This is a genomic window from Dendronalium sp. ChiSLP03b (assembly GCF_034531165.2).
Classification (GTDB): Bacteria; Cyanobacteriota; Cyanobacteriia; order Cyanobacteriales; family Nostocaceae; genus Dendronalium; species Dendronalium minutum.
Window position 1 is genome coordinate 100,463 of record NZ_JAVRBR020000027.1, and the last position, 25,282, is coordinate 125,744.

Sequence of the window (25,282 nt, forward strand, 5' to 3'; positions counted from 1 at the left end):
AACGTATATTTAAGATTTTCCCTCTGCGAGGCCTTAGCCATGAGCGAACAAGCTGTTGAAACTCAGGTGTTAGACCGCCATGAGTGTCGCGCCTGCGGTTACGTCTATGAACCTGAGAAGGGAGACGATAGCCATAACATTGCCCCAGGCACACCCTTTGCAGAACTGCCCATAGATTGGCGGTGTCCAGTTTGTACTGCGAAGAAGACTGCTTTTGCCAACATCGGTCCTGCGGGTACAGCATCGGGTTTCAAAGAAAATCTCGGTTATGGTTTGGGTGTCAATAAACTGACACCAGCACAAAAGAATATCCTGATTTTTGGTGCTTTAGCTCTTGCCTTCTTGTTTTTTATCAGTCTCTACGGCTTACAATAAGACCCGCTAAGTTTTTTATTCAGTCCGGAGACCAGCGTATTGTCTTTAAGGTCAAAAATTTAGAGAACCACTACACAAATTTAGAAACAATTAAGAAATACTGATGCATTCCATGGGTGTTGTGAAAAGTTGGCAAAGAATATTTGCCTTGTTAATGGTAGTCCTCATGTGTATAGGTTGTAGCAAAGTCCCTTCTACCAGCTACAATCCTTGGGAAGTCATTTCTGTGCCGACAGATGCAAAACTTCTAGATATTGGTTTTACTGATAACCCTGAGCATGGCTTTATAGTTGGTAGCAATGCCACCCTTTTGGAAACAAATGACGGTGGTGATACTTGGCAACCCATATCACTGTCACTAGATGACCCCAAATCTCGCTTTGATTCAGTCAGTTTTGCTGGTAAAGAAGGCTGGATTGTCGGAGAGCCTTCGTTACTGCTACATACTACTGATGAAGGTCGTTCTTGGTCGCGCATTCCCTTGAGCGAAAAGCTACCCGGTAGCCCGATCGCTATCAAAGCATTAGGAGAAAATGCCGCTGAGATGGCTACTAATGTAGGAGCGATATACAAAACCACAGATGGCGGTAAAAACTGGAAAGCCCAGGTAGAAGCAGCAGTTGGTGTGGTGCGTAGCTTGAATCGTTCTACTGATGGTAAATATATTGCTGTTTCTTCTAGGGGTAGCTTCTACTCAACTTGGGAACCAGGACAAAATGCTTGGGTACCCCATAACCGCAATAGTTCTCGCCGTCTAGAAAATATGGGCTTTGCTGAGAATGGGCAATTGTGGTTGTTAGCACGGGGAGGTCAAATTCAATTTAGCGACCCCAATAAACCTGACGAGTGGCAAGAGGTACAAAGTCCCGAACTCTCTACTAGCTGGGGTTTACTCGATTTGGCATATCGCACACCTGATGAAATTTGGATAGGTGGTGGTAGTGGTAACTTATTGCGGAGTCCCGACGGTGGCAAAACTTGGGAAAAAGACCGCGCTGTTGAAGAAGTGGCTGCTAATTTGTACAAAATCGTCTTTTTGCCGGGCGATCGCGGATTTATTATTGGCGATCGCGGTGTTTTGCTGAAATACCAACCAAATGCTGAAAAAGCTGCTCAATCAGAGGCTGCTTAGTGCGACTCCAAGCTTAAGTATTCGTCCTGATTTCTGAGAAGGACGTTGCAACTTGTAACTCTTTCTAAACTTTGTAGGATAATAAACTCAATAACAATCTTTGTGAAGGTAGGGATCTAAATGTCAGGTACCACTGGAGAACGTCCGTTTTCGGACATTATCACCAGCGTTCGTTACTGGGTAATTCACAGCATCACCATTCCAGCATTGTTTATTGCGGGTTGGTTATTTGTCAGCACCGGGCTGGCGTATGATGTTTTTGGCACACCCCGTCCCAATGAGTATTACACACAAGTACGGCAGGAAGTGCCAATTGTGAAGAACCGTTTTGAAGCTAAAAAGCAAGTTGAACAGTTTATTGGAAAGTAGTTTGAAATCATGACTAGCGGTAATAACATCAATCAACCAGTTACCTATCCAATTTTTACGGTTAGATGGCTTGCAGTTCACACTTTAGGTGTGCCAACTGTGTTCTTTTTGGGCGCGATCGCCGCAATGCAGTTTATTCAACGCTAGGAGCAACTCATGGAAAGAACGCCCAATCCCAATAATCAGCCGGTTGAACTAAACCGGACTTCTCTGTACCTGGGACTACTACTGATTTTTGTTCTAGGGATTCTGTTTTCCAGTTACTTCTTTAACTAACTGGAACTGTTGTGAAACTTTGTTTATTTAACCTGTGTTGATTTGTTGTTAAGGGAGGAGAAAAAGCTGTGTCTATTGGAAGTGGGAGAATTCCCCTGTGGGTTGTTGCTACGGTCGCAGGGTTAGGTGTGATCACTGTTGTAGGTATTTTCTTTTATGGAGCCTACGCTGGAATCGGTTCTTCGATGTAAAAATTAGGCTGAGCCAAATATCATTTAGTCTGGACTTTCTAGCATTTGTTTAGAAATCAGCATTAAAAAACCGCCTGTCTTTATGAGATAGGCGGTACTAATTATTTTTGTCAAGGGGAAGGATAAAAGGAATGCAACCTCCTTTTCTCTTTCCCTTTGACTCTTTAACAACCTCTTCAAAAGATAAATTTGCAAGAGGTCTAATGAACCAATGACTACATTAAGCGATATCCTCGCGTTCAATGTAAATCAACAAAAATGCAAATGTCACAATTGGCAAAACCCAACCAATTATGGGAACGAAGATAGAGGGCAAAAATGAAGCTGCCATAGCAAAGTTTCCTGTTATATCACACTACAATTCAAGATGAGCTTACTGCAAATCCTGCTGGATTTTTTAAATTCTAAAGATTTTTAACACAGCCTTGGTTGGAAGATGGGAGAGCAAGGTAGACGCGGTGAAAAGTTGCGTGCGGTGAGAGGGTCGCAGTCTTGGACGGCACTTCCTCACCGCGTCATCGCGTCCTCTCATCCCCAGTTTGCTCGTCACCCAGGATTAAATATCCATACCCAGTAATTCATCTAGCTGCAAATTGGGTAAATCTGGAGGAATCACAGTCCGTACTATTGTGACTTTGTGACTCTCCTGCTGAGTAGCCATATCTAAAGCGATCGCCTCGATGCGAATCTCTAAACAGCCAAAGGGAATGCTCAATTGAGTCATTGCTTCCAAGCCTCCCGAAGAACTGGGTAACAAATCTCTTAATAAATGGGGACCGTCCAGTAAAGCGCGAGTTTGACAATCTTCAATCCATAATTTGATGACAACTTGCGGGGAAACCTCAGGTAGTTCTACACGTACTCTCACAGATTCGCCCGCAATTAGTTCACTATCTGGCACATGTAGTTGTGGAACTGACAAAGGCTCTGCAATCGCCGCACTCAGAGGTAGAGAACCAGCTAAATCGGATATGGGTAGCTCTTTTTCTTGGGAAGGATAACTTCTAGGTGTATCCTCTGTGATTTCACTATATGTATCATCTACAACAATTTCTTGTGCTAACCAAGCTGGTGTCTTGATATGAGAAGCAGGTGGCACTTCTGGCGGCGATGAGTTGGGAAAAGAATTCTCCGTGTCTTCTTCTTCTGCAAAGATGCGATCGCCAATCGGCAAATCAGTCGCCGCCTCAGTTGAGAAACTTTCCGGCGTTTCTGTCTGGCTATGTTCCTGTATGTCAATTTCTTCTACTTCCACCAAGTCCGTCTCTGACCCAATCTCCGTTTCAAGATTTAGGTCTGATGACAAATTGAGATCGTCAGCAGGAGTTTGAGAGCTATCAGAAAGAGGAGCCTGCTTGTCAGGCATTGTCTGATAGTTTAGAACATCATCTTGGTATTGCAAATAAACGGATTCAGGTAAGGTGTATCCTTGGCTCTGCATCCACTTTCTGATTAAGGGGGATAATTGGACTTCCGAACTTGGTGGAACTACAGTCATTTCTGCCATAGAGTTATCTATTAATTCCGAACTCGGTGGAATTACAGCCACTTCTGCCACAGCGTCATTTATTAATTCCAAAGTTGGTGGAACTACAGCTACTTCTGCCACAGAGTCATCTTGAGACTGTCCATCACCAGAAGCTAATTCAGGTGCATTTTCATACACCACTCCCATCGGTTCCATCTGTGGTGAATCCTCAGTCGCCTGAAATTCCGATGCATCGAATGCTTCTGGTGCATGATTTTTCACTTCTTCCTTGTCGTCAGGCAAGGTTTTGAGACGTTTTAAGTACGGAAAAGTGTTGCTAAGCATCGACACTCGATTATTTCTAATGACAAGCTGCTCCAAGTTGATGGGGGCGATAGGGGTTGTGATGTATTTTTTCTCTACAGATTCTTGTAGAGAAGGTTCTGTCACAGCGACATCTGTAAGTACAGCATCCGTGGCAACCGCTTTAGTGGTTTGCGTTTCAGGCAGCTTGGGCAACTGCGGCGATCGCAAATCTCCCGATTTATTCAGCTTAGATACCCGAATCGCTTCTTGTGGAACTTCTGGGTTACCGGGTAGTGGTAAAGGCTTATTTGGGAATGAATGGATAGGCTGAATTTGGGTTGTTTTTGCGGTTTTGACTAGGTTGAAAAGTTGCAAATCGAGACGAATAGATGTTGCTGGCTCTCTAGTAGCAGCCGACATTGGCGATGTACTAGCCTCGTCTAATAAGTTTAGTTGATTAGATTTTGTTGTAGTTGCGATCGCCAGTAATTCTGTGACATCAGCTGTAATTGTAAAAGATTGGCTAGCTAACAGCATTACTTCACCGACATTGGCGAGTGCGCCAAACAAACTAATGTCTGCCAAAATTAACTTGGATTCACAATCAGCAGGAATATTAATTGAAGAGTTAATAGTAAAGGGTAGCAACTTATCTGGTAAGGGTTGCCGTACCTGATTTAAAATTTCTGCTGCCAAGGGCGATCGCAGTTCAATTCTTAGTTCCAGTGCATGGAGATTTTCTGGATTTATTGTATAACTCTCCAGATTGGTTTTGTCTTGTAGCTCCACGCGTCCACTAATACTGAGTGTTTGCCCCCAACGAGCAATATAATTTTCTCGTTCTAGAGTCAGCAAAAGAGGAGGTGCTGGTTGTATAGCAGGAGAATCCTCAGCATTTTCATCCTCTAACAAAGATTCAGAGACTGGTAAAGCTAAATCTATTAAATTTTGTAAAATTTGCTCTGTCGTTTCCCCTTTGAGCCAGACTGGGCTAACAGGCTGATCGATAACAGCTTCTTCTTTATCAGCGAACAAATCAGTGGTAGCAGCGTTATTTGGCGTGGCGTAGACGCTTTGGGGCTTGTCCTCAGACATCGCTTGCGTTGTCATAACAGTAGATTCCAAGTTGCCAATAACAGCTTCTTCTTTGTCGGCGAGCAAATCGGTGGTAGCAGCGTTATTTGGCGTGGCGTAGACGCTTTGGGGCTTGTCCTCAGACATCGCTTCTGTTGTCACAACAGTAGATTCCAAGTTGCCAATGACAGCTTCTTTTTTGTCAGCGAGTAAATCGGTGGTAGCAGCGTTATTTGGCGTGGCGTAGAAGCTTTGGGGCTTGTCCTCAGACATCGCTTCTGTTGTTACAACAGTAGATTCCAAGTTGCCAATGACAGCTTCTTTTTTGTCAGCGAGTAAATCGGTGGTATCAGAGTTATTTTGCGCGGTAATCAGTTCTGGTGTAACAGCAGCAGATATCAAGTTGTCATAGGAAACAAAATCTGGGTGAGCAGGTACATTTAATACACTCTCGCCTGTACCCAACTTTCCGACTACTGCCTCATCTACTGGTTGAGACAAGACTTGCAAATGAATACTGTATTGCCAGGATTTACCGAGAATATCTGACATCAAGTCCCCGGAGCATCGCAACTGCCAAATTCCTGACTTGAGATGAGTGAAGGGAATTACCGCCATTAACCCTTCTGAATTAGTGCGTCGCGATCGCTTTTGGATTCGCCGCTTTGGTGGAACTTCGCAGGTTGAAGAGTGAGTTACCCGCACTTCCACATCTGTATGGGGAAGGTTAGAACGAGCCAAAACTCTATACCAACCTTCTAAAATTTCTAAGTTTGGCGATTCCAGGACATGCCAAGAGCGATCGCCCTGTTTCTGAATCAGAAATTGCCAGTGTTCCATTGTGAGTGGTGCCCAGACCAAAAAGCAGCTGAGTAATAGTTAGCATTACCTTGCTTGCAAGTTTACCTCAGCAATCTGTAATTGCATAACCAAATGTAATGTTTTGATTCAGATACTAAACACTTACAGGCAGATAGTCCACAACTAGGTCATGAAAATGTCTTGCCCTTACACCCCCACACCCCTTTTAAAGCTAGACACCCACGGACAAATAGCCTACAACGAGGGTATGAAGATGTCTTGGCTTTACACCTTCACACCCCTACACCCATTTTCAAGACAAGTTTATTCTGAAGACGATGAGCTTGGTCTAAGTCTTTCCCGCCAAGAAGGTTGTTGCTTTGAACCTGATGAACCAGAACTATTACTGTTGGAGGATGGAGACTGCCTAGACCTAGTAGGCGGTGAAGAATCTGAGTCGGTTCTTCTATATCGCCTTCTGGGACGAGATGATTCTGAGGAAGATTCAGTAGAACTTGATGCTTGGCTACGATAACGCCGCCGTCTTCTAGGTGATTCTGAAGATGTACTGTCGTCTTGTTGATAACGTCTTCTACTCCTTCTAGATGAGCCGCTATCGTCAGAATTACGAGTGTTTTCCTGGTCATCATCATCTGAAGAAATAGAACGATGTACCACTCGTCTGGGCTTGACAGGCTTTGCCTTAATGCTGGCTTTGCGACCCTCTAACTTGGGTCTTGCGGGGAATTTTTCTACAGGCATTCCCTCTACCGCTTTTTCCATAAATTCATGCCAAGTGTAAGCGGCGCTGCTACTGCTCCCCCAAGTAGGGTGGTTGTCATCATTACCCAGCCAAACACCCGCTACCAACTGGGGAATGTAGCCAATGAACCACAAATCGCGGGCTTCATCGGAAGTACCAGTTTTTCCCGCAACAGGTCTATTATCTAATTGAGCAGCGCCACCAGTACCATCTGTTACTACGTTGCGTAGCATCCAGGTCATGATGGCGGCACTATCAGCGTCAAGCGATCGCTTAGCTTGCAACTTATCTGACCAAACCACTTGACCTTGGCGGTTGAGGACGCGGCGAATGCCATGAGGTTCTGCGTGCAATCCTTGAGTGGCAAAGCTGCCGTAAGCGCTAGTCAATTCCAGCAGATTGACTTCGTTCGAGCCGAGAGCTAGGGAATAGGTGGGCTTCAGCTCCGATTTAATTCCCATACCATGAGCTAGTTTAATGGTTGGCTCAAATCCCACATCAATTAATACCTTTACCGCAATGATATTGATGGAACGGGTAAGGGCATCTCGCATAGTCATCGAGCCGTGGAAGTTTTCACCATAGTTTTTTGGTTCGTAGCCATCCACGACAAATGGTTGATCTAAGTAGCTGTAGTAGGGACTCTTACCGCTAGCTATAGCTGTGGCATAGACAAATCCTTTAAATGTCGATCCTGGCTGGCGCTGTGCCTGAGTAACGCGATTAAACTGGTTTCTACCAAAATCTTTTCCCCCAACCATTGCCTGAATTGTACCAGTACGGGGGTCGATGGCTACCAAAGCCGCTTGCTTAAAGTTCTCCCAGCGACCTTGATTTCGCAACGTTTTGGCAACTGCTTCTTCTGCTGCCTTCTGCCAAGTCGGATTCAAAGTAGTTTCTACTGTTAAACCCCCGCCAGCTAACACATCAGCAGAAACGTACTTTGGCAATTCTTTTTGGATGTAGCTGGTAAAGTAGGGAGATTCTACTTGCAGGCGCTTAGGCAAGCTACTTTTTAGAGTGATTGGTTGCTGAGCAGCTGCCTGCCTTTCGGCTACTGTAATGATTCCATCGTCTTGCATCCGTTGCAATACCAGATTACGCCGCTGTTTAGCTGCTTCTGGATTCTGCTCCGGAGAATACAAGCTTGGGGCAGGAGCTAATCCGGCAATTGTGGCCATTTCCGCTAGAGAAAGTCGATCCACAGGTTTACTGAAGTATACCCATGCCGCATCTGCTACACCGTAAGCACCAGACCCCAAATACACCAGATTCAGATAACGCTCTAAAATCTGGTCTTTGGTCAATTCTTGCTCCATTTTCTGTGAGAGACGGACTTCCTTGAGCTTGCGCCAGATTGTCCGCTCTTGTTTAAGAAAGAGAATTCGCGCTAGTTGTTGAGTGATGGTGCTACCACCTTCGACTACATCCTGCGATCGCAAATTATTCCAAACTGCTCGAATAATCCCTTGGGGATCGACTCCACTATGCTGCTCAAACCTTCTATCTTCTGAGGCGATGAAAGCTTTTCTCAACTTCTCAGGTATTTGCTTGAGCGTTAGCTGTTCTCTAGTTGCTTCTCCTTGTTGTTGTAGGATAGTGCCATCGCTAGCTTTGATAGTCAGTGTTTGCTCCCGGACAAGGGCATTTAGTTCTGATTTATCCGGTAAATTCCGATCTACTGACCCTAAAACGTAGCTTAAGGCAACGATCCCACCACCTACACTCAAGCCTGTCCAAAACCAGAGGCGACGATAAAATGGTTTATCGCGGCTGGTAAACCTACCAACGATCCCAGATGAGATACTGCTCACCTGGCTCAAAAACTGCCTTCCCCTCACCGGTTTTGTTGGGGGTAAGCTTTCGCGTGTGGATTCTTCACTTTCGTAACGATTACCAGGCCGCAATCGCGGTTCCTCCTTGTCAGAGTCACTTGAATTAGTTGCTCGTTGCTTGAACTAGGAGGTAAACTTCCCCACGTCAGTTCCTTGCTCAAAGTAGCTGACACCTAACCACCATGTAATCATCTTCGGGTTAGCGTACCACGTTCGTGTTAGTATAATAGCCTATAAATTATTAACTGAATTCAGTGCTACACAATGTATTTTTAAATTTATTAATTTTTATTTTTGAGAAAAAATATCATGGTTTTGTGTAGTTGTTTAAACCAATAAAATTATTAAAATACTTGGACAAACTGTAACTAAGGATGCACTAAAGCAGCAGAGAATATTTTATTTAAAGCTAGTGGGATCAATGCGATGCAGGCACAATGTGCAGTTGCTCTTGGTAGTAATATTGGCGATTCCCATGCAATTTTAGAAGCAGCGATAGAGAGATTAGCTCACGCACCCGGTATTGTGCTACAAGCAAAATCCAGGTGGTATACAACCAAAGCTGTAGGGCCACCCCAGCCAGATTACTTGAATGGCTGCGCCATTTTGCAAGTAAAATTGTCTCCGCAGCTATTGTTGGATACTTTGTTAGCAATAGAGCAAGAATTTGGCAGAGTGCGTCAGGAACGTTGGGGACCGCGATCGCTAGATTTAGATTTGTTGTTATATGATGATTTGAGACTAGATACGCCAACTCTCCAGATTCCCCATCCCCGAATGCGGGAGCGAGCCTTCGTCCTAGTACCGCTTGTAGAAATTGCCCCAAATTGGGTAGAACCAGTTTCCGGAAGAGTGATTAAAGAGCTGGTAAAAGAGGTAGACTGTTCAGATGTACATTTGTTAAAGGGCAATTAAAGTTACCACCCATAAACGCACAAAACGCTGATTTAACAGTCAACAGCAGTGTTTACCTGTGTATTTAAAGACAACAAAATTTTGTTATGCCATTAGGTAGAGAATTACCACAGTTACTAAAACAACGCTTACTTTATAAGGGGCGTAAGTTTGATTTTGAAGTGAATCGCTTGCGTTTGCCCAATAAAATAGAGGGAGAATGGGAGTGTATTCGTCACCCTGGTGGTGCCCTAGCTGTACCTATAACAGCAGAGGGGAAACTTGTACTAGTACGACAATATCGTTTTGCAGTACAAGGACGAATCTTAGAATTTCCTGCCGGCACTGTAGAACGTAATGAAGATCCCTTAGAGACAGTACAACGTGAAATTGAGGAAGAAACTGGCTATAGTGCCCAAAAATGGGACAAATTAGGTGAGTTTTTCCTGGCTCCTGGCTATTCTGACGAAATCATCTATGCTTTTCTCGCACGAGATTTGCAAAAGCTGGAGACACCGCCAGCAGGAGATGAGGACGAGGACATTGAAACTGTGTTGTTAACTCCCGAAGAACTCGAAAGAGCTATCCTCGAAGGAGAGCCAGTAGATGCTAAATCAATTTCTAGCTTTTTGCTGGCGCGGTCTTTTTTAATTTAGTCAGAGACGCGATTAATCGTGTCTCTACAACTGACAACTGACAACTGACAATTATGTTACTAGAGTTGGCGATTGGGGATGCTTATGGCGCAGGCTTTGAATACGCCAATGAAATGGGCGCTTATAACGATTTAAGTCAATACTTCAAACATCCCCGTCATCGACTCATCCCTGGCAGCTATACAGACGACACGCAGATGAGCATTGCCATTGCAGAAGTGATAGTGGCTCAATTGCAGTGGACACCAGAAGTTTTAGCTGACAGTTTCGTTAAAACTTTTAAACGCGACCCTAGAGAAGGTTACGCCAGCCGTTTTTACCAATTTTTGCTAGAAATCCAGGATGGAAAAGAGTTTTTAACTAGAATTTGCCCTGACAGTGATAAAAGTGGGGCAGCAATGCGTGCAGCACCAATTGGGATTTATCGCACCCCAGAAAAAGTCATTGAGGCGGCAACAATTCAAGCGGCCATTACCCACAATACACCTGACGGGATCGATGCTGCGGTAGCAGCAGCTTTAATGTCGCACTACTTTATTTATCGACTGGGGTCAAAACTCAAATTAGGACAGTTTCTAGAAGGTTATGTATCTGGAAATTGGTCTAAGCCTTGGCAGGGTACAGTCAAGTCTCAAGGCTGGATGAGTGTCAGGGCTGCTATTACTGCTGTGATGCGAAATGACAGCATGAGCAAGCTGTTACAAGATTGTATCGCTTTTACAGGTGATGTCGATACAGTAGCAGCGATCGCACTGGCCGCCGGTTCATGCAGCGAGGAAATCAGCCAAGACATTCCCAGCCATCTTGTCACAGGCTTAGAGAATGGCCCATACGGCAGGGATTATCTCATCGAATTAGATAAGCAGCTAATGAGTGTTAATTGTTGACAGTCAACAACCGATAAGTAGAAAGGTGCAAATAAACATAACTATGTAACGAAAAGTAAACTTAGCTCAAACCCTCTTCCCTCCTGCCTTCTGCCCTCTGCCTTCTGCCTTGTCTCAACGATAAATATTCACACCGACCTACTTAGTATCGGGTAATTGATTTCTTGGAGTTCCTTAAGAATAGCTAAATATAATACATAGTTTGGAAGTATTGCACTTCTCTTCAGTCCTAATTTAAATATCTACCTTTAATAAGCTTGTTTGGCAGACACAGCTATGACATACTGCTATTTAGGAATCATAAAACACTGTATTCCTACCAACTTAACGTATTTATCCTTTTTCATAAAATCAAGTTAAAAATTTATCTTTTTGAATGCGTTGGATACTCAGTTGAAGTTTTTTTTGAGTAGGTCACTATTCCTCATTCCCCACTACCATACGGGCGTAAGGCCTTATGCCCCTCCCTACTCCTCTTTTCATAGGAGCGATGAAAACAAATAAAGCTCTTAACAGTGCCGGTAAGCTGACTGCACTTTTATGCCTGATAACTATATTCCTTACGCCTTTTGTGATTGTCAATGCAGGAGAACGCGGGGTATTAATGCAGTTTGGCAAAGTGCAAGACCAAATCTTAGGAGAAGGAATTCATGTAATTATTCCCATAGTCAATACTGTGGAAAAGCTGAGCGTTCGCGTGCAAAATCAGGATATTTCGGCTGAAGCTTCTTCAAAGGATTTACAAGATGTCTTCGCGAATGTGGCACTAAATTGGCATCTTATCCCGGAAGAAGTCAATGCTATTTTTCAACAGATTGGGGATAAAAAAAGCGTAATTAGTCGGATTATTAACCCAGCAGTTGAAGAAGTTATAAAAGCAGTCATTGCCAAATATACTGCCGAAGAAGTTATTACGAAACGAGGAGAAGTAAAATCCGAAGTAGACAATGCATTAACTACACGACTGGGTAACTATCACATTGCAGTTGATGATATTTCTCTTGTCCACGTTCATTTTTCTGAAAGATTTGGTGAGGCGGTAGAGGCAAAACAGATTGCTGAACAAGAAGCAAAACGGGCAGAATTTATCGCGCTGAAGGCAACAAAAGAGGCTGAAGCAAAAGTTAATTTAGCAAGAGGAGAGGCTGAAGCAAACAGATTGTTACGTGATGGTTTAACTACAGAAATACTCCAAAGGCAAACAATAGAAAAATGGAATGGTAAACTTCCATTAATAGTTGGTAAGGATGTACCAAAATTTTTTCATTTGACTGAATTATTAGAAGCTAATGACAATTGATATTATCTGTACAATTTTCACTTGTCTTTTACAGCAGCGATCGCTGCTGGGTGAGTACTTAGCTATATTTTATTAATTATTGGAGAATAAAGCAGGAGCATCAAGAATCTTCAACTGCATTAATACTATAACCACGAGGGTAAAAACAGTTGAAGAAACTAGACCTGTGAGTAATTCTTTTTTGAGGTTACGCTCTTTGGATTCCTTTTGAAAAATATCAGCAGATCCTACCTGCATCAAAAGAATACCCACAATGTTAGTCAGCCAGTATCCTATGATTGAACCAGGTATAAGTAATTTTGGAGACAATAAACTACATATATACCCAAAACCGTAAGCAATTGGCAGATTAAATAACAGATCGTTCCACCAACATAGTGGCGATAATAGATATCCTAATACTAGAAAGAATCCACCTCTGAGTTTTGTTAAAATGTCTTTTTTGAACTCCTCTGGAACAGTTGGTTCTAACTGCTCGGAGATTTTTTGTTTTGCTAAGCTTAAGTCTTGACTCACTTTTTGGACGCTTTCCATAAAAACCTTATACTCTATCGACTTAGTGTAGTTTAATCTAAAAACTAGACAAAAGTCTAGTGCTAGAGCGATCCGATTTGAGATTGTGCGGAAAGTTGAGCCAGTCGCTATTCGTCGTTAGGTCTTCCTGGATATGGATTATCGAGCATAACTTAGCAGAGGTTTCCTCGTTTGAAAAAGGGAGTAGACAGTAGGGGATACTCCTTTTTCATGCTTGGTTATGGGATTTTCCCGTGATTGGCTGACTTGAAAGGTGCTGAGTACCGAGTAAAAGTCAATGAGTCAGCAAAATAGATTTTTATTCATCCTGGTGTACGTAGTTCATAATGGCTACTTGGTACTTATAAAGGCTGGGTTATTTTTGAGGCTGAAACTGGTGTAAAGGCTTAATAGTTTAAAATTATTAAAATAATAGTTTCTATGTATGGTCATTGTAGAAATTCAAACTAAATAATAGCTACAATAAAAATGACGAATAATTTCATAATAAAATGACAATTTTTCCTTCAAGTAACACACTATTAATCGCAGGAATTGTATTTATAACGATTGCTGTTATCGGACAATCTAAATTAGGTTTTTTAGAAATTAATCCCGGCTGTTTCGGCAGAACATTGGCTTTATTTATTGGAATTGTGAGTTTAGCATTTGCAGTTGGATTATTGAATTTCCCATTAGAAAACTTTGATTTACTCAAAACTTATCTAGCAAAAGAAATTCAACAGAATATTAGCTTGATTAACGATTTTTTGCAGGGTTCGTAACTGGGAATTGATTCAAGCTAGGAGCGAGAGGTGATGACAACAGATTATAAACCGTGCTTGATTTGCGATCGCCTAGCGCTTGTTAGCGCTCAACCAGCATCACCTTTAGACGGTACAACAATCTCGCGATTGGGAATTGTAACTCTCACAACCAGTAAAGGGACAGTTGTTTGGAAAAACTTCGGCATAGCAAATCTTCCAGGAACCGGAGACTTTGGTACAAAAGTAGATGGAGTACTTGCTGAGTATAATAATGTCGATCTGGTAGCCAGCACTGGTATATTTGCGGGAGCTACAGGAATAGTCTTCAGTACTGGGTTCACTAAATATAATCAACAAGGTTACCCAATAGGGTTTCTTGGTGATGTACGTGGTAAAGTCTGCATACCCGATAACGCAGACAAACGTTAAGGAGATTGCTCATTGAATACTTTATGCATTGACAAGTGTGACCTGAAAAATCACTGTACTTCTTCAATACATTCACTGAATTCAAGATAAGAAGAATTATTCTATATTTACAAATCAGAAGGAAATATTAGCATTTAAGATAGCGATCGCCAACACGATTGATTAATATTTACAGCATCGAACTTACGTTAACTTATAACTTGGTTAGAATTTCTGGCAACAACTGACTAGGTACTTTAGATAAGGCGAGATTTTGTCCCTGGATGCCTAATTCGCTGTGGAAAGCCCGAATTGTTTTCACCACATACGCAAAAGTTGTTTGATAAGCTTCTGGTTGTTGGTTGAGTCCATTTAAGGCTTGCAAATGGTTGTCTAATGCTGCTTCTAAATGTTGCGATCGCATCGCTTTGTCACCATTAAAAGCATTATCCGTTACTAGCTGATAATGGGCTAATCCTAAATTATTATGAGCAGCAAACACGTCAAAACTTAAAGAAGCACTGTTCAGTGAGTGAGCCAAGGCAATGGCTTCTTCGTAAGCGCTGATACACAATTGCAGTAACTTTTGCCGCACATCTTTTGTTGTTTGGGATAAGTTTGCTAGATGCCAGTATGCAGTACCAAGATTATTTTGAGTGGCAGCGCAGGCACTGGGAACATGAACGGGAGTCCGATATTTGAGAGCTTCGCGGTAGACATCGATAGCTAGGCGCAGGTTTTCTGCTGGTTGTTCGTATTGGGCCAGGTTCCAGTAGGCAGTGCCGATGTTGTTTTGAATCATGCCATACTTCAGCGGTTCCTGTTCGGGGCTGTAGTGAGCAAGTGCTTCATTGTAAGATGCGATCGCTTGCTGCAAATGCACAATTGGTTGATGGTATTGTGCGAGATGCCAATAAGCAGTACCTAAATTATTCTGACAAGCAGCATACTTTAATGGGTCAGTTTCGGCTGTACGGTAACGCAGTGCTTCGCTGTAAGCTGAAACTGCTTGCTGCCAATTCTCGGCTGGGTGAGAAAAACGGGCTAAATCACCGTAAGCTGTTCCCAAATTATTTTGCACCCGTGCGTAAGTTTCGGCGTGTGTCTGAGGTGAAATCAGCTTTAAAGCCAACTGATAAAATTCAATTCCCTGCTCTATGTAAGTTTGTCCCTCTTCGGAACTGTGTGGTGTGCGATACAGCATCCAGTAAAGTGTACCTAAATCATTTAAAATATCTGGCAGTTGTGGTGAGGCTTCATCGTGAGCGATCGCCTCTTGATAAGCAAGAATTGCCACCATTAAATTTTCTATGGTTGACTGTCCTTGCTCAATGCGAAGGCGATATAAGTTTCCCAACTGATGATAAGCTGCTGCTAGCGTTTCTTGTGAAGCTTCTTGTGAATGTAATTCCTCAATTTGCAACAAAATTTCTTGCGGTTGCCAGTTATCTTCTCTGTCTTCAGCCTTTGGATTAATCGTTGCTGTTACTAGCTGTGCTAATTCTTTACTAACATAAGACAACGACGATAGCGATAAGCTCTTATTCTCACTTGCTCTGTTAGCTACATATTCCTGCTGCTGTGGCTCATTTGCAGGTGCAGTTTCTTGTCTACCTGCTGTTGTCGGTATTTCTGACGACAAATTAAAATCATCTGCAAACTTGAGATTTGTGGCTGCTGCTTCTTTGAGTTCTGCTTCAATCGCTGATTCTTCCAAAATAGATTGCTCAAAATTCCCTAAGTCCAAACTTCTAGAAGTGGAAAAACGCTCCGGATAGTCTGAATTATGCGTCGTTGGTGTAGGTTCTCCAGCAAATACAAATATACCAGTACGCCAACGCCAAAACTGTGGAGCCGACTGCTGAATAGCAGACAACCAAGGACGCGATACCCACAACAGTAGGCTAGACTCAAGAAATCGGCTAAATTCTTGGCTAGAGAAATACTGTTCGCTTAAGCGCAAATTGTGTAAAAATAAACGCTGTACTGCTACAGGCTGCTTAGTTAGCTGTTCCACACCAACAATCTGAAATGTTGGTATTGGTAAAGGTCGCCCAGGCGTATCTTTTGATGCACCAACAATTGGTGGTGGATAGTTAGCTAGCCATTGATTTATCTGAGCTATGGGATTAGGCTCGCTTAAATTCAGCCGTAGAGTAACTAACCGCGGGTAGGCTGGAGTGCTAGTTGCCTGTCCATCTAATGGCTGATATAAAATTTGCCCAACTGGATAAGCTAAAGTGGAATGCAAACGAGCCGCCACTTGATTTCTCAAGTGTAAATCATCACATACCGCCAAAAATATTTGTCGCCGTAAGTCGAGACTAAGGGCAAGTTTTAGACGGTGATAAACTTGGCGGTTCCAAGCGAAATTATCGGAGTGTGCAGTATCATTCACGCTCATGGCGGCTAAAGAGCCAAAACAAAGTTTACATCCCCTCATACCAATTTTGGATTTTGCGAAAAGTTGAGCCAGTGCCTTGGACGGGTTTCCCGGCTTGAAGCAACTGGCGTTGCGTGCGGTGAGGGGGTCGCAGTCTTGGCGGTGAGGCAGTCCGATCTTGGGGAAACCCCAAGTGGAGGAACTGCCGAACCCGTAAGGGTTTCCGTCGATTGCGATAGCGCAGCGAAGCGCGAGTCTTTTCCCAAGGGGAGACGCTACGCGAACGAGCGTCACCCCCGAACCCGGAGGGGGGTTCCCCCGTTGAGCAAACTTTTCAAGACAGATTTTGGAGCCACGTATAGTTTCCCGGCTTGGGCAAAGTGGCGCGATGTGGATTAAAAGTCTTGATTACAAGGCTATTCCACAAATCTTAAACAATACTATTTACGCCATTTTGGTATGATAGAGCGCATTCAAATAAGCTAACAATCTTACTATGACTGTTATCAAGTAGATGTTACTCTACTCTGGATATATTGAGCTTTTCAGATTATGCAAAAATTAAGTATATAATTATACTTTAATATTATTGTAATTCTAACAAAAAATAAAAAACCAGGCTCCTACCAAAATGGGAACCTGAAAAATTAACAAAATTAAGTTTTATTAAAAAAGTTTTTGCTCAACTAAGATTAGAAACCGAGAAAGCGACAAAAATTAAGCCACCAACCAAAGCTGTGGCGGCCACTCCTAAGTAAATATAGGTACGTTTTTGCACCTCTGTAGGAGGTTCTGCTTGATAAATTTTTGGTTCCTTAGCAAAATTATTTAGAAGACCGCCTTCTTCCTTTGTATAGGGCATGAACCAGTTCCTTATTTCCTTTATTTATTTAATGTTACAGAAACATATATATTATGCTCTCATACTAGGGGACGAAATCTTTACATTAGTCAAAAGTCCAGATTCAACAATCCATAGTCTAAGCATTAGCTGTTGACTATTGAACGCCAGTTCGCTCAATGGGGAACCCCCAAAGTTCGCTTGGAGGGAAACCACGCCAGTTTACACAATCAGGAGGCAGTCCGTTCGGTCGCCAGACTTGTAGACGCGTCTACCCTGGGGAACCCTCTTCGAGGGAACGAGACCGACTTTGCCGAACAAGTTCTCCGTTCGCGTTAGCGGCGACCCTAAAAGAAGGAGTACCCGCAGGGTAGGAACTGCCGTGGGAACCCTCGCAAGCGGCTCCTCATGGCGACTTCTTTTTGCACGCAACTGGCTCCTGTTGACTATTGACTAACTAGTAATCGTGCCGGTGAGTGGTGAACTAGCACTTGCATAGTCTTTAATAGGCATCCTGCCGGCAAGGTATGCCAAACGTCCGGCGACTGTGGCTAAATTCATGGCATGAGCCATAACTGCTGGATTTTGGGAAAGAGCGATCGCACTATTAATCAATAAGGCATCTGCCCCTAATTCCATCGCCTGTGCAGCTTCTGATGGCGAACCAATGCCAGCATCTACCACCACTGGCACGCCAGCATTTTCAATGATGATCTGAATATTGGCGGTTGTCTTTAGCCCTTGTCCCGAACCAATGGGCGATGCTAGAGGCATGACTGTAGCACAGCCTACATCTTCTAAGTGCTTAGCTAACATTGGGTCAGCGTTGATATAGGGCAACACCACAAAACCTTCTTTCACGAGTTGTTTTGCGGCTTCCAATGTCCCAATTGGGTCGGGAAGTAAATATTTCGGATCGGGTATTACTTCTAACTTCACAAAATTATTATCTTCCTGTCCCAATAGCTTCGCCATTTCTCGCCCCAAACGAGCAACGCGAATCGCCTCGTCTGCGGTTTGACAACCTGCGGTATTAGGCAACATCCAGATTTTTGTCCAATCTAGTGCTTCGGCTAAACCTTCGTGTCCCGGTGCTTTGGTTTGCACTCTTCTTACTGCTACGGTGACAATCTGGCAACCACTAGCGGTAATGCTTTGCTGCATTTCCTCAATACTACGATACTTGCCCGTTCCCGTCATCAAACGAGATTGGAAAGTTTTACCAGCAATTACAAGTGTTGAGTCCTGAGTGAGAAGTGGGGGGTTTTCTGACGATACAATAGGGTGATGTCGATGTCCGTTGGAGAAATTGGCAGAGTGAGTGAGCATGGAGGTGGAAGTAGATGGCTGAGTATGGAAGCGAGAATAGTGAAAATTAGACAGTAGAGGATCTGATTTTTGTTCCCAAATTAAATCGGCAAGCAAAACTGCGGTTATGGGCGCAAGCAAAATGCCATTGCGGTAATGACCTGTAGCAAAGGTTAAATTTGGACAATGGCTAGCACCAAGGATAGGTAATTCATCGGGTGTGGTTGGGCGAAATCCCCACCAAAATTCTTGGATAGGATAATCCTGTAATTGGGGATATAGGCGAATTGCTCGTTGGAGTAAGCTTTGAATACCTGCGGGGGTGTTGTGGGGGGTAAAACCGACATCTTCGCTAGTTGCACCAATAATGAGCGCTCGCTCGCTCCTGGGCACGATGTAAATGTCTTGACCAAATAAAATTCGCTTTAAAGGCAATTCTGGTAAAAATTCTGGTACGCGCAAGCTGAGCATTTGCCCTTTGCGAGGGCGCACGGGTAACGGTAATAATTCATTTGACCAAGCACCTGTGGCTAAGACATAATGAGCAGCGCGAATTACTCCGGCATTCGTTTGCACGCCCGTCACTTGTCCTTGCTGCTGTAAAAATGCTTCTACTGTAATGCCGTCTTTGAGTTCAACACCAACAGACTCAGCGGCTGTCCAAAGTACATGTGCTAAAGCGCGATTATCAACTTGTGCATCTTCTGGATACCACCAACCACCAACTACTTCATCTCCCAATCCTGACTGATATTGATGAATAGCTGCTCGGTCTAACCAGTAAGCAGGTGACTCACGGGCGTGAGGAGAGGGAAATGAGGGAGATAAAGGGGATGAGGAGGAAATTGCTTCCCCTGCTCCTCTGCTCCTCTGCTCCCCTGCTCCTCTGCTCCTCTGCTCCCCTGCTCCTCTGCTCCTCTGCTCCCCTGCTCCTCTGCTTTCTTCATAAATGGGTGCTAAAATGCCACAGGGTCGATAACCAGTATTTAAACCGATCAAATCTTCTAGTTTGCGCGTCCAGTCTGGATATAATGAACGCGATCGCCAACATAAAGAATACATTGCCTCATCTGGGATGTTTTCCGCATCTGGTGCTAGCATCCCAGCGGCAGCATGAGTGGCAGCAGCTTGAAAATCACGGCAAAGCACGGTGACATGTGCCCCGCGCAGTTTGAGTTCAATGGCGATCGCCAAGCCAATAACGCCGCCACCGATAATTAAAATGTCACTAGTCATTAGTCACCGATCGTCAATCGTTAGCTATTTCTTATTAGTACATAACTAATAACTCATAACTAATAACTCATAACTTGTAACTAACGACTAGTAACGACTACCACAAAGCTCGAATCGGTTCGTTGTTTTGATTTGTTTCACTTGACGTGTCTGTTGATTGCACGTCGGTAGCGCTGGTATCTGGTGTATTCTCAGGAGATGAGAATGAATCATTGGGAGCGTTGTTTTGGGCAACGCTAGTCCTGTTTTCGGTAGAGTCGTTATTTTCTTGGGTAGAACTCGTTCTGTCTTCATTAGTGCTGAGTTCATCCTGGGCAACACTAGTTCTACCTTCAGTTGACGTATTATTACTCCTATTCCTGCTGGGAGCAGAGCTATTAACATTAATATTAGCTGGGAGGACTTGTGATTTTTTGCCAGTGGGAGTGTTACTGGCAGTTTGTTGCCCCATGGGAAAGTTGATGCCTAGCAATGTACCTAACAAAATCGCCAAGCCTCCAGCCATTAGAATTAGCGGTGTCCATCTACCCATTTTGTTTTGCTCCTTTGTAACCTAACCTTTTAGTTTCTATACTGTTTGAGAACCTTGACCCCAAAATCCGTCAAATTTTGTTACTGTCACATCGCCTAAAACCTTAGTTTGGCAGGCTAAACGCAGGTTTCTTGTAGGAGAATGGGGAGGAAGCGAACGCCGCGCTCGATCGCGCCAATTCACCACAGAAACTTCACCCTCTACTTTGACAGCACAAGTACCACAACTGCCAATTCCTCGACAGTTTATTACCTTAGCACCGCCATTGTAGAGGTCAATGCCATTTTGCAGCAAAATTTTTCGTAAGTTAGCTCCGCGAACGCACTCAATTGTTTTACCTTGAGCTAGTATCTTGGGCATTTTTCAATTACCAAACTGGCTTGTTGTAGTATCTTGGCACATTGCCTTAAAAATTGTCTCGAAAGTCCCTGTCTTATGACCACAAATCCCACACCTCAAATTTGGCTCTATGACACCACGTTACGGGATGGCACGCAGCGCGAAGGGTTATCAGTTTCTATAGAAGATAAGTTACGCATTGCTAAAAGACTCGATCTACTAGGAATTCCCTTCATTGAAGGTGGTTGGCCTGGGGCCAATCCAAAGGATGTTCAATTTTTCTGGCAACAACAAGAAGATCCGCTCAAACAAGCAGAAATTGTTGCTTTTTGTTCAACTCGACGACCCAACACCATTGCTGCTGACGAGCCGATGCTGCAAGACATCCTCGCTGCGGGCACGCGTTGGGTAACAATATTTGGCAAATCTTGGGATTTACATGTCACCACAGGTCTAAAGACGACTTTAGAAGAAAATTTGGCAATGATCCGCGATACCATCGAGTTTTTTTGCTCTCAAGGTCGTCGCGTCATTTACGATGCAGAACACTGGTTTGATGGTTACAAGCAGAATCAAGATTATGCTTTACAGACATTAGAGGCAGCATTCAAAGCTGGCGCTGAATGGCTAGTCCTCTGCGATACAAACGGCGGTACCTTACCCCACGAAGTTAGCCAAATCGTGCAACATGTAGTACTGGCGACTGGCGACTGGCGACTGGGAACTGGGAAAGGAGTAAGGAACCAAGGAAAACAGGTAGAGAGCGGAAAAGTTACCCGATCCCCGATCCCCGATCCCCAATCCCCAATCCCCAATCCCCAAATCGGAATTCACACTCATAATGATTCGGATATGGCAGTAGCTAATGCTTTAGCTGCTGTGATGGCAGGGGCAAGGATGGTACAAGGGACAATTAACGGTTACGGCGAACGTTGTGGTAATGCTAACCTCTGTTCGTTAATACCCAATTTACAATTGAAGCTAGGTTACAGTTGTATCGGAGAACACCAGCTCAATCAGCTTACAGAAGCTAGCCGTTTCGTTAGTGAAGTGGTGAACCTTGCTCCTGACGAACATGCCCCTTTTGTCGGACGTTCGGCTTTTGCTCATAAAGGCGGTATTCATGTCTCAGCAGTAGAACGCAATCCCCTCACTTACGAACACATTCAACCAGAACAAGTCGGTAATCGCCGACGCATCGTAATTTCCGAACAGTCTGGACTCAGCAATGTTTTAGCGAAAGCCCGTACTTTTGGGATTGAACTGGATAAACAAACGCCCCAAGCCCGGCAAATTCTCCAGCGCCTCAAAGATTTGGAGAGTGAAGGATATCAATTTGAAGCCGCAGAGGCAAGTTTTGCCTTGTTGATGCATGAGGCTTTGGGCGGTCGCCAGCAGTTCTTTGAAATCAAAGGCTTTCAAGTTCACTGTGACTTGATTGAGGGCAAAGAAACTAACAATGCCCTAGCCACAGTTAAAGTAGCTGTCAGCAGCAAGAATATTCTGGAGGCAGCAGAAGGTAATGGTCCAGTTGCAGCTTTGGATGCAGCTTTACGCAAAGCTCTGGTCAACTTTTATCCACAAATCGCTACTTTTGAGTTGACAGATTACAAAGTGCGAATTCTTGACGGACATACAGGCACCGCAGCGAAAACCCGCGTGCTAGCAGAATCAGGTAATGGTTATCAACGCTGGACGACTGTAGGGGTTTCGACCAACATTCTGGCAGCTTCTTATCAAGCAGTGGTAGAAGGATTGGAATATGGTTTATTGTTACATTCCCAAGCTGAAGCGGCGTTGAGAGCTTCGAGTTGAGGAGTAGAGGGGATGAGCAGGATGATGGAGATGAGGGAGGATTAGAGGTCAAGGGAAAAAATCTCTTTCTCCCTTTCTAGTCCCTACTCCTTACTCCCTATTCCCCATTTTCTAGACAGTGTTGGTTGGTCGGCCAGAAATCTCAAAACAGTAGCTCAATTGACAATCCCAGACAGATATTTATTGTCATTCTCACACCGAAAAAAGCGATGTCTAATAGCAAACCCTACGGGTGACACTCCTAACGTCGCTACCGCTACGCTAACGCCAGTTCCTTTATGCCGGGGAACCCGTCCACCGGACTGGCTCACGGCTTTGCGTCTAAGCAATTTGAGCCAAAATTTCTAAAAATTAATACACTTACACTACAGATAACCAGACACTTTCTACTTTGCATTTATGGAAAACTTTCCCAAGCTTGGCTAACCAATTTACTTAGCCAGCGTCGTTGCTGCTGATCTAGCACTGTGTCATCAGCTAGCACTTGAGCGGTTAATTCTTCCAATGATTGACCTTGAGAGCGAACAATTTTAATAACACCAGCGATCGCTGAGGCAACTAATTCTTCATCAATCGGCTTTTGTTGTAAGGCAAAAATTTCTTGAGGACTGTCTGGGATAGGATAATTCATGGCGTGGGTTTACAGAAATTCAAAATGAACAATAAATTAGACAAACTATTAAAAATTCTTTACTGAATCTTTACTCAAGTATTAGGGCGGAGTTTACCGCAATTTCTGCCTTTTTAAAATCTGTCTTAGTGAGTAGATTAATCGGAGATATCAGCAAAACATGAAAGAAATACTTTATTTAGAAGTTCCGATTCCGGATATGTCGGCTGTACGCAGCTGGCTACAAGCAGATTTTGAACCAGGAAATGGTGAAAAAGTGCTGACTCCAGATGGCTTTCGCCTCAGAATAACTACTGAAACTACAACTGCTGGTGCTGCCATTTCCGAAAAATTACCGACAGAGCTTTCTGTATTTGTCTGGTCAGTGCAGCGCACCACATATCTGAAAGTTTTCCGTTGGGCAGATCGACCCTTTTCTGGAGAAGGGCAAATCCTGCAACGCCTGAGCGCTGAAATCAGAAAGCGCTTTCCGCATAATTACCCAGAACCACCAAAGCTTGATTCTAGGCAATCAATTTTTGAATCACTATCGCCTTATTACCCCCTCACCGTCAAATATTTTCAGCAAATGCCCAACGGGGAATATGACCTCAAGCGTGCCTACTGGTGGGAGCAAAGATGGCGCGAAGGAGTACGTAATCCTCGACAGCCCCGGCAGGTGGTGTTTTCTGGTAAAGGGCACTGGGGACTGGGGACTGGGGACTGGGACAAAGAAAATCCCAATCTCCAATCCCTAATTCCTAATCCCCAATACGACCTGATCTACATCGGTGGTGCATTAGGTGCTATCCATGCGGCAGTCATGGCCAAATTGGGATATAAAGTGCTACTGGTGGAGCGAATGCCTTTTGGGCGCATGAACCGAGAATGGAATATTTCTCGTGATGAAATTCAAAGTTTAATTAATCTTGGTTTGGTGACATCTGCCGAGCTGGAAACTGTAATTGCTAGAGAGTATAAAGATGGATTTAATAAATTTTTTGATGGCAATAATCCAGCTAAACTGCGATCGCCTGTTTTGCACACACCCACAGTCCTGAATGTAGCTTTAGACTCTGACAAATGGCTGCAAATGTGCGGTCAAAAGCTGCGGGCAGCAGGCGGAGAAATTTGGGATGAAACAGAATTTATTTGTGTGGATATTGATGCATCACAAGTTGTTGCTACAGTCAAGCATTTACCCAGTCAAAAAGAGCAACAAGTGAGGGGGCGGCTGTTAGTAGATGCCATGGGAACCGCCTCCCCCATTGCTTGGCAATTAAATGGGGGTCGTGCCTTTGATAGTGTCTGTCCAACGGTGGGAGCGGTTATTGAGCGCGGGTTTGAGCCTGGAGTTTGGGATTCCCAGTATGGAGACGTGCTTTACAGTCACGGAGATATTTCGCGGGGAAGACAGTTGATTTGGGAACTGTTTCCTGGAGTGGGTGAAGAAATGACGATTTATTTATTTCACTACCACGAAGTCAATCCCGACAATCCTGGTTCCTTGCTGGAGATGTACGAGGATTTTTTCACGATTTTGCCAGAGTATCGCCGTTGCGATGTGGACAAGCTGGTGTGGAAAAAGCCGACATTTGGGTATATTCCGGGTCATTTTAGTGTAGGAAGTAGCGATCGCACAATTGCCTTTGATAGATTGATTGCGATCGGTGATGCTGCATCTCTCCAGTCACCTCTTGTCTTCACGGGCTTTGGTTCTCTAGTTCGCAACTTAGAACGCTTAACAACGCTATTAGATACCGCCCTCGAGCATGACTTGCTGAGTTTTCGTCACTTGAACCGCATTCGCGCTTACCAAAGCAACGTTTCCGTAACTTGGCTATTTTCCAAAGGCATGATGGTACCGATGGGGAAATTTTTACCACCCCAGCGGATTAACTCTATGCTCAATACCTTCTTTGGACTGTTGGCAGACGAGCCCCCAGAAGTAGCAGATAATTTCATCAAAGATCGGTGTGATTGGTTAACCTTCAACCGCCTAGCACTCAAAGCAGCTCGCAAAAATCCTGCCTTGTTGTTATGGATTTGGCAACTTGCCGGGCCAAAAGATTTAATACGCTGGCTTGGTAATTATTTCAACTTCGGTCGTCATGCTTTAGTTAGCGCTTTATTGAGTAAATGGTTCCCGCGCTTCCTGAGCGAAATTAAACCTTGGCTCGAACCCCGCTATCCCGGCTTATGG

Annotated in this window: 28 protein-coding genes; 15 read left to right on the forward strand and 13 right to left on the reverse strand. The window is 44.0% G+C overall.

Annotation, left to right across the window (positions count from 1 at the left end; translation table 11 throughout):
- Positions 1-39: 39 nt before the first annotated feature.
- The 6 genes from RMY31_RS07135 to RMY31_RS07160 all read left to right on the forward strand — a co-directional run bounded on the left by RMY31_RS07135 (position 40) and on the right by RMY31_RS07160 (position 2,343).
- Complete coding sequence (locus RMY31_RS07135) at positions 40-375, forward strand: rubredoxin (protein WP_322657828.1); 336 nt, start codon at positions 40-42, stop codon at positions 373-375.
- 112 nt (positions 376-487) lie between these two features.
- Positions 488-1,507: a photosynthesis system II assembly factor Ycf48 gene (locus tag RMY31_RS07140; RefSeq protein WP_322657888.1), complete on the forward strand. Its 1,020-nt coding sequence runs from the start codon at positions 488-490 to the stop codon at positions 1,505-1,507.
- 120 nt (positions 1,508-1,627) lie between these two features.
- Complete coding sequence (gene psbE, locus RMY31_RS07145; RefSeq protein WP_322657829.1) at positions 1,628-1,876, forward strand: cytochrome b559 subunit alpha; 249 nt, start codon at positions 1,628-1,630, stop codon at positions 1,874-1,876.
- Between the two features lie 9 nt (positions 1,877-1,885).
- Positions 1,886-2,023: a cytochrome b559 subunit beta gene (psbF, locus tag RMY31_RS07150; RefSeq protein ID WP_015115279.1), complete on the forward strand. Its 138-nt coding sequence runs from the start codon at positions 1,886-1,888 to the stop codon at positions 2,021-2,023.
- Positions 2,024-2,032: 9 nt separating this feature from the next.
- Positions 2,033-2,152 (forward strand): photosystem II reaction center protein L, encoded by a 120-nt coding sequence (locus RMY31_RS07155; RefSeq protein ID WP_071989460.1) that lies wholly within the window; start codon positions 2,033-2,035, stop codon positions 2,150-2,152.
- 68 nt (positions 2,153-2,220) lie between these two features.
- Positions 2,221-2,343, forward strand: a complete 123-nt coding sequence (locus RMY31_RS07160) for a photosystem II reaction center protein J (protein WP_322657830.1) — start codon at positions 2,221-2,223, stop codon at positions 2,341-2,343.
- 220 nt (positions 2,344-2,563) lie between these two features.
- On the opposite strand, the gene RMY31_RS07165 is transcribed toward RMY31_RS07160, so the two are convergent.
- Positions 2,564-2,674 (reverse strand): photosystem I reaction center subunit VIII, encoded by a 111-nt coding sequence (locus RMY31_RS07165; RefSeq protein WP_322657831.1) that lies wholly within the window; start codon positions 2,672-2,674, stop codon positions 2,564-2,566.
- Positions 2,675-2,779: 105 nt separating this feature from the next.
- On the opposite strand from RMY31_RS07165, the gene RMY31_RS07170 reads away from it, so the two are divergent.
- A complete protein-coding gene (locus RMY31_RS07170) occupies positions 2,780-2,920 on the forward strand; it encodes a hypothetical protein (RefSeq protein WP_409877550.1) in 141 nt (46 codons plus the stop codon).
- Here the strand turns inward: RMY31_RS07170 and RMY31_RS07175 are convergent.
- A complete protein-coding gene (locus tag RMY31_RS07175) occupies positions 2,900-6,031 on the reverse strand; it encodes a hypothetical protein (RefSeq protein ID WP_322657832.1) in 3,132 nt (1,043 codons plus the stop codon). The genes RMY31_RS07170 and RMY31_RS07175 overlap by 21 nt on opposite strands.
- Before the next feature lie 285 nt (positions 6,032-6,316).
- Positions 6,317-8,662 carry a penicillin-binding protein 1A gene (locus RMY31_RS07180; RefSeq protein ID WP_322657833.1) on the reverse strand — a complete coding sequence of 782 codons (2,346 nt, stop codon included), beginning with the start codon at positions 8,660-8,662 and terminating at the stop codon, positions 6,317-6,319.
- Between the two features lie 354 nt (positions 8,663-9,016).
- Between RMY31_RS07180 and folK the strand changes: the two genes are divergently transcribed.
- The 4 genes from folK (at position 9,017) to RMY31_RS07200 (ending at position 12,327) form a co-directional block, all read left to right on the forward strand.
- Positions 9,017-9,505, forward strand: a complete 489-nt coding sequence (gene folK, locus RMY31_RS07185; protein ID WP_322657834.1) for a 2-amino-4-hydroxy-6-hydroxymethyldihydropteridine diphosphokinase — start codon at positions 9,017-9,019, stop codon at positions 9,503-9,505.
- A gap of 86 nt (positions 9,506-9,591) precedes the next feature.
- Positions 9,592-10,140, forward strand: a complete 549-nt coding sequence (locus RMY31_RS07190) for an NUDIX hydrolase (protein ID WP_322657836.1) — start codon at positions 9,592-9,594, stop codon at positions 10,138-10,140.
- 53 nt (positions 10,141-10,193) lie between these two features.
- Positions 10,194-11,027 (forward strand): ADP-ribosylglycohydrolase family protein, encoded by an 834-nt coding sequence (locus tag RMY31_RS07195; protein WP_322657837.1) that lies wholly within the window; start codon positions 10,194-10,196, stop codon positions 11,025-11,027.
- 490 nt (positions 11,028-11,517) lie between these two features.
- Positions 11,518-12,327, forward strand: coding sequence for a prohibitin family protein (locus RMY31_RS07200; RefSeq protein WP_322657838.1), 810 nt, complete (start codon positions 11,518-11,520; stop codon positions 12,325-12,327).
- Between the two features lie 72 nt (positions 12,328-12,399).
- On the opposite strand, the gene RMY31_RS07205 is transcribed toward RMY31_RS07200, so the two are convergent.
- Positions 12,400-12,861 (reverse strand): hypothetical protein, encoded by a 462-nt coding sequence (locus tag RMY31_RS07205; RefSeq protein ID WP_322657839.1) that lies wholly within the window; start codon positions 12,859-12,861, stop codon positions 12,400-12,402.
- Between the two features lie 491 nt (positions 12,862-13,352).
- On the opposite strand from RMY31_RS07205, the gene RMY31_RS07210 reads away from it, so the two are divergent.
- Positions 13,353-13,625 (forward strand): hypothetical protein, encoded by a 273-nt coding sequence (locus RMY31_RS07210; protein ID WP_322657840.1) that lies wholly within the window; start codon positions 13,353-13,355, stop codon positions 13,623-13,625.
- A 33-nt stretch (positions 13,626-13,658) separates the two neighbouring features.
- Complete coding sequence (locus tag RMY31_RS07215; RefSeq protein ID WP_322657841.1) at positions 13,659-14,036, forward strand: hypothetical protein; 378 nt, start codon at positions 13,659-13,661, stop codon at positions 14,034-14,036.
- Positions 14,037-14,229: 193 nt separating this feature from the next.
- On the opposite strand, the gene RMY31_RS07220 is transcribed toward RMY31_RS07215, so the two are convergent.
- From RMY31_RS07220 to psb34, 3 genes are all read right to left on the reverse strand, one after another.
- Positions 14,230-16,419 carry a tetratricopeptide repeat protein gene (locus RMY31_RS07220; RefSeq protein WP_322657842.1) on the reverse strand — a complete coding sequence of 730 codons (2,190 nt, stop codon included), beginning with the start codon at positions 16,417-16,419 and terminating at the stop codon, positions 14,230-14,232.
- A gap of 25 nt (positions 16,420-16,444) precedes the next feature.
- Complete coding sequence (locus RMY31_RS07225) at positions 16,445-16,591, reverse strand: hypothetical protein (protein WP_322657843.1); 147 nt, start codon at positions 16,589-16,591, stop codon at positions 16,445-16,447.
- A gap of 489 nt (positions 16,592-17,080) precedes the next feature.
- Entirely contained in the window at positions 17,081-17,260 is a 180-nt protein-coding gene (gene psb34 / locus RMY31_RS07230; RefSeq protein ID WP_322657844.1) for a photosystem II assembly protein Psb34, read from the reverse strand.
- 132 nt (positions 17,261-17,392) lie between these two features.
- Here psb34 and RMY31_RS07235 point away from each other — a divergent pair, with 132 nt between their 5' ends.
- Positions 17,393-17,578, forward strand: a complete 186-nt coding sequence (locus tag RMY31_RS07235; protein ID WP_409877555.1) for a hypothetical protein — start codon at positions 17,393-17,395, stop codon at positions 17,576-17,578.
- A 114-nt stretch (positions 17,579-17,692) separates the two neighbouring features.
- Here RMY31_RS07235 and RMY31_RS07240 read toward each other — a convergent pair whose 3' ends face one another.
- From RMY31_RS07240 to RMY31_RS07250, 3 genes are all read right to left on the reverse strand, one after another.
- The gene (locus tag RMY31_RS07240; RefSeq protein WP_322657845.1) at positions 17,693-19,783 is read right to left on the reverse strand and encodes a thiazole synthase; all 2,091 of its coding nucleotides are present in this window, start codon (positions 19,781-19,783) and stop codon (positions 17,693-17,695) included.
- Positions 19,784-19,880: 97 nt separating this feature from the next.
- On the reverse strand, positions 19,881-20,315 hold the full coding sequence (locus RMY31_RS07245) for a hypothetical protein (protein ID WP_322657846.1): 435 nt from the start codon (positions 20,313-20,315) through the stop codon (positions 19,881-19,883).
- Between the two features lie 36 nt (positions 20,316-20,351).
- Positions 20,352-20,675, reverse strand: a complete 324-nt coding sequence (locus RMY31_RS07250) for a 2Fe-2S iron-sulfur cluster-binding protein (protein WP_322657847.1) — start codon at positions 20,673-20,675, stop codon at positions 20,352-20,354.
- A 75-nt stretch (positions 20,676-20,750) separates the two neighbouring features.
- Here RMY31_RS07250 and cimA point away from each other — a divergent pair, with 75 nt between their 5' ends.
- On the forward strand, positions 20,751-22,469 hold the full coding sequence (gene cimA, locus RMY31_RS07255; protein WP_322657848.1) for a citramalate synthase: 1,719 nt from the start codon (positions 20,751-20,753) through the stop codon (positions 22,467-22,469).
- A 155-nt stretch (positions 22,470-22,624) separates the two neighbouring features.
- On the opposite strand, the gene RMY31_RS07260 is transcribed toward cimA, so the two are convergent.
- From RMY31_RS07260 to RMY31_RS07270, 3 genes are all read right to left on the reverse strand, one after another.
- A complete protein-coding gene (locus RMY31_RS07260; RefSeq protein WP_322657849.1) occupies positions 22,625-22,780 on the reverse strand; it encodes a hypothetical protein in 156 nt (51 codons plus the stop codon).
- A gap of 86 nt (positions 22,781-22,866) precedes the next feature.
- A complete protein-coding gene (locus tag RMY31_RS07265; protein ID WP_322657850.1) occupies positions 22,867-23,100 on the reverse strand; it encodes a hypothetical protein in 234 nt (77 codons plus the stop codon).
- Between the two features lie 1,791 nt (positions 23,101-24,891).
- On the reverse strand, positions 24,892-25,101 hold the full coding sequence (locus tag RMY31_RS07270; protein WP_409877573.1) for a hypothetical protein: 210 nt from the start codon (positions 25,099-25,101) through the stop codon (positions 24,892-24,894).
- Positions 25,102-25,282: the final 181 nt, after the last annotated feature.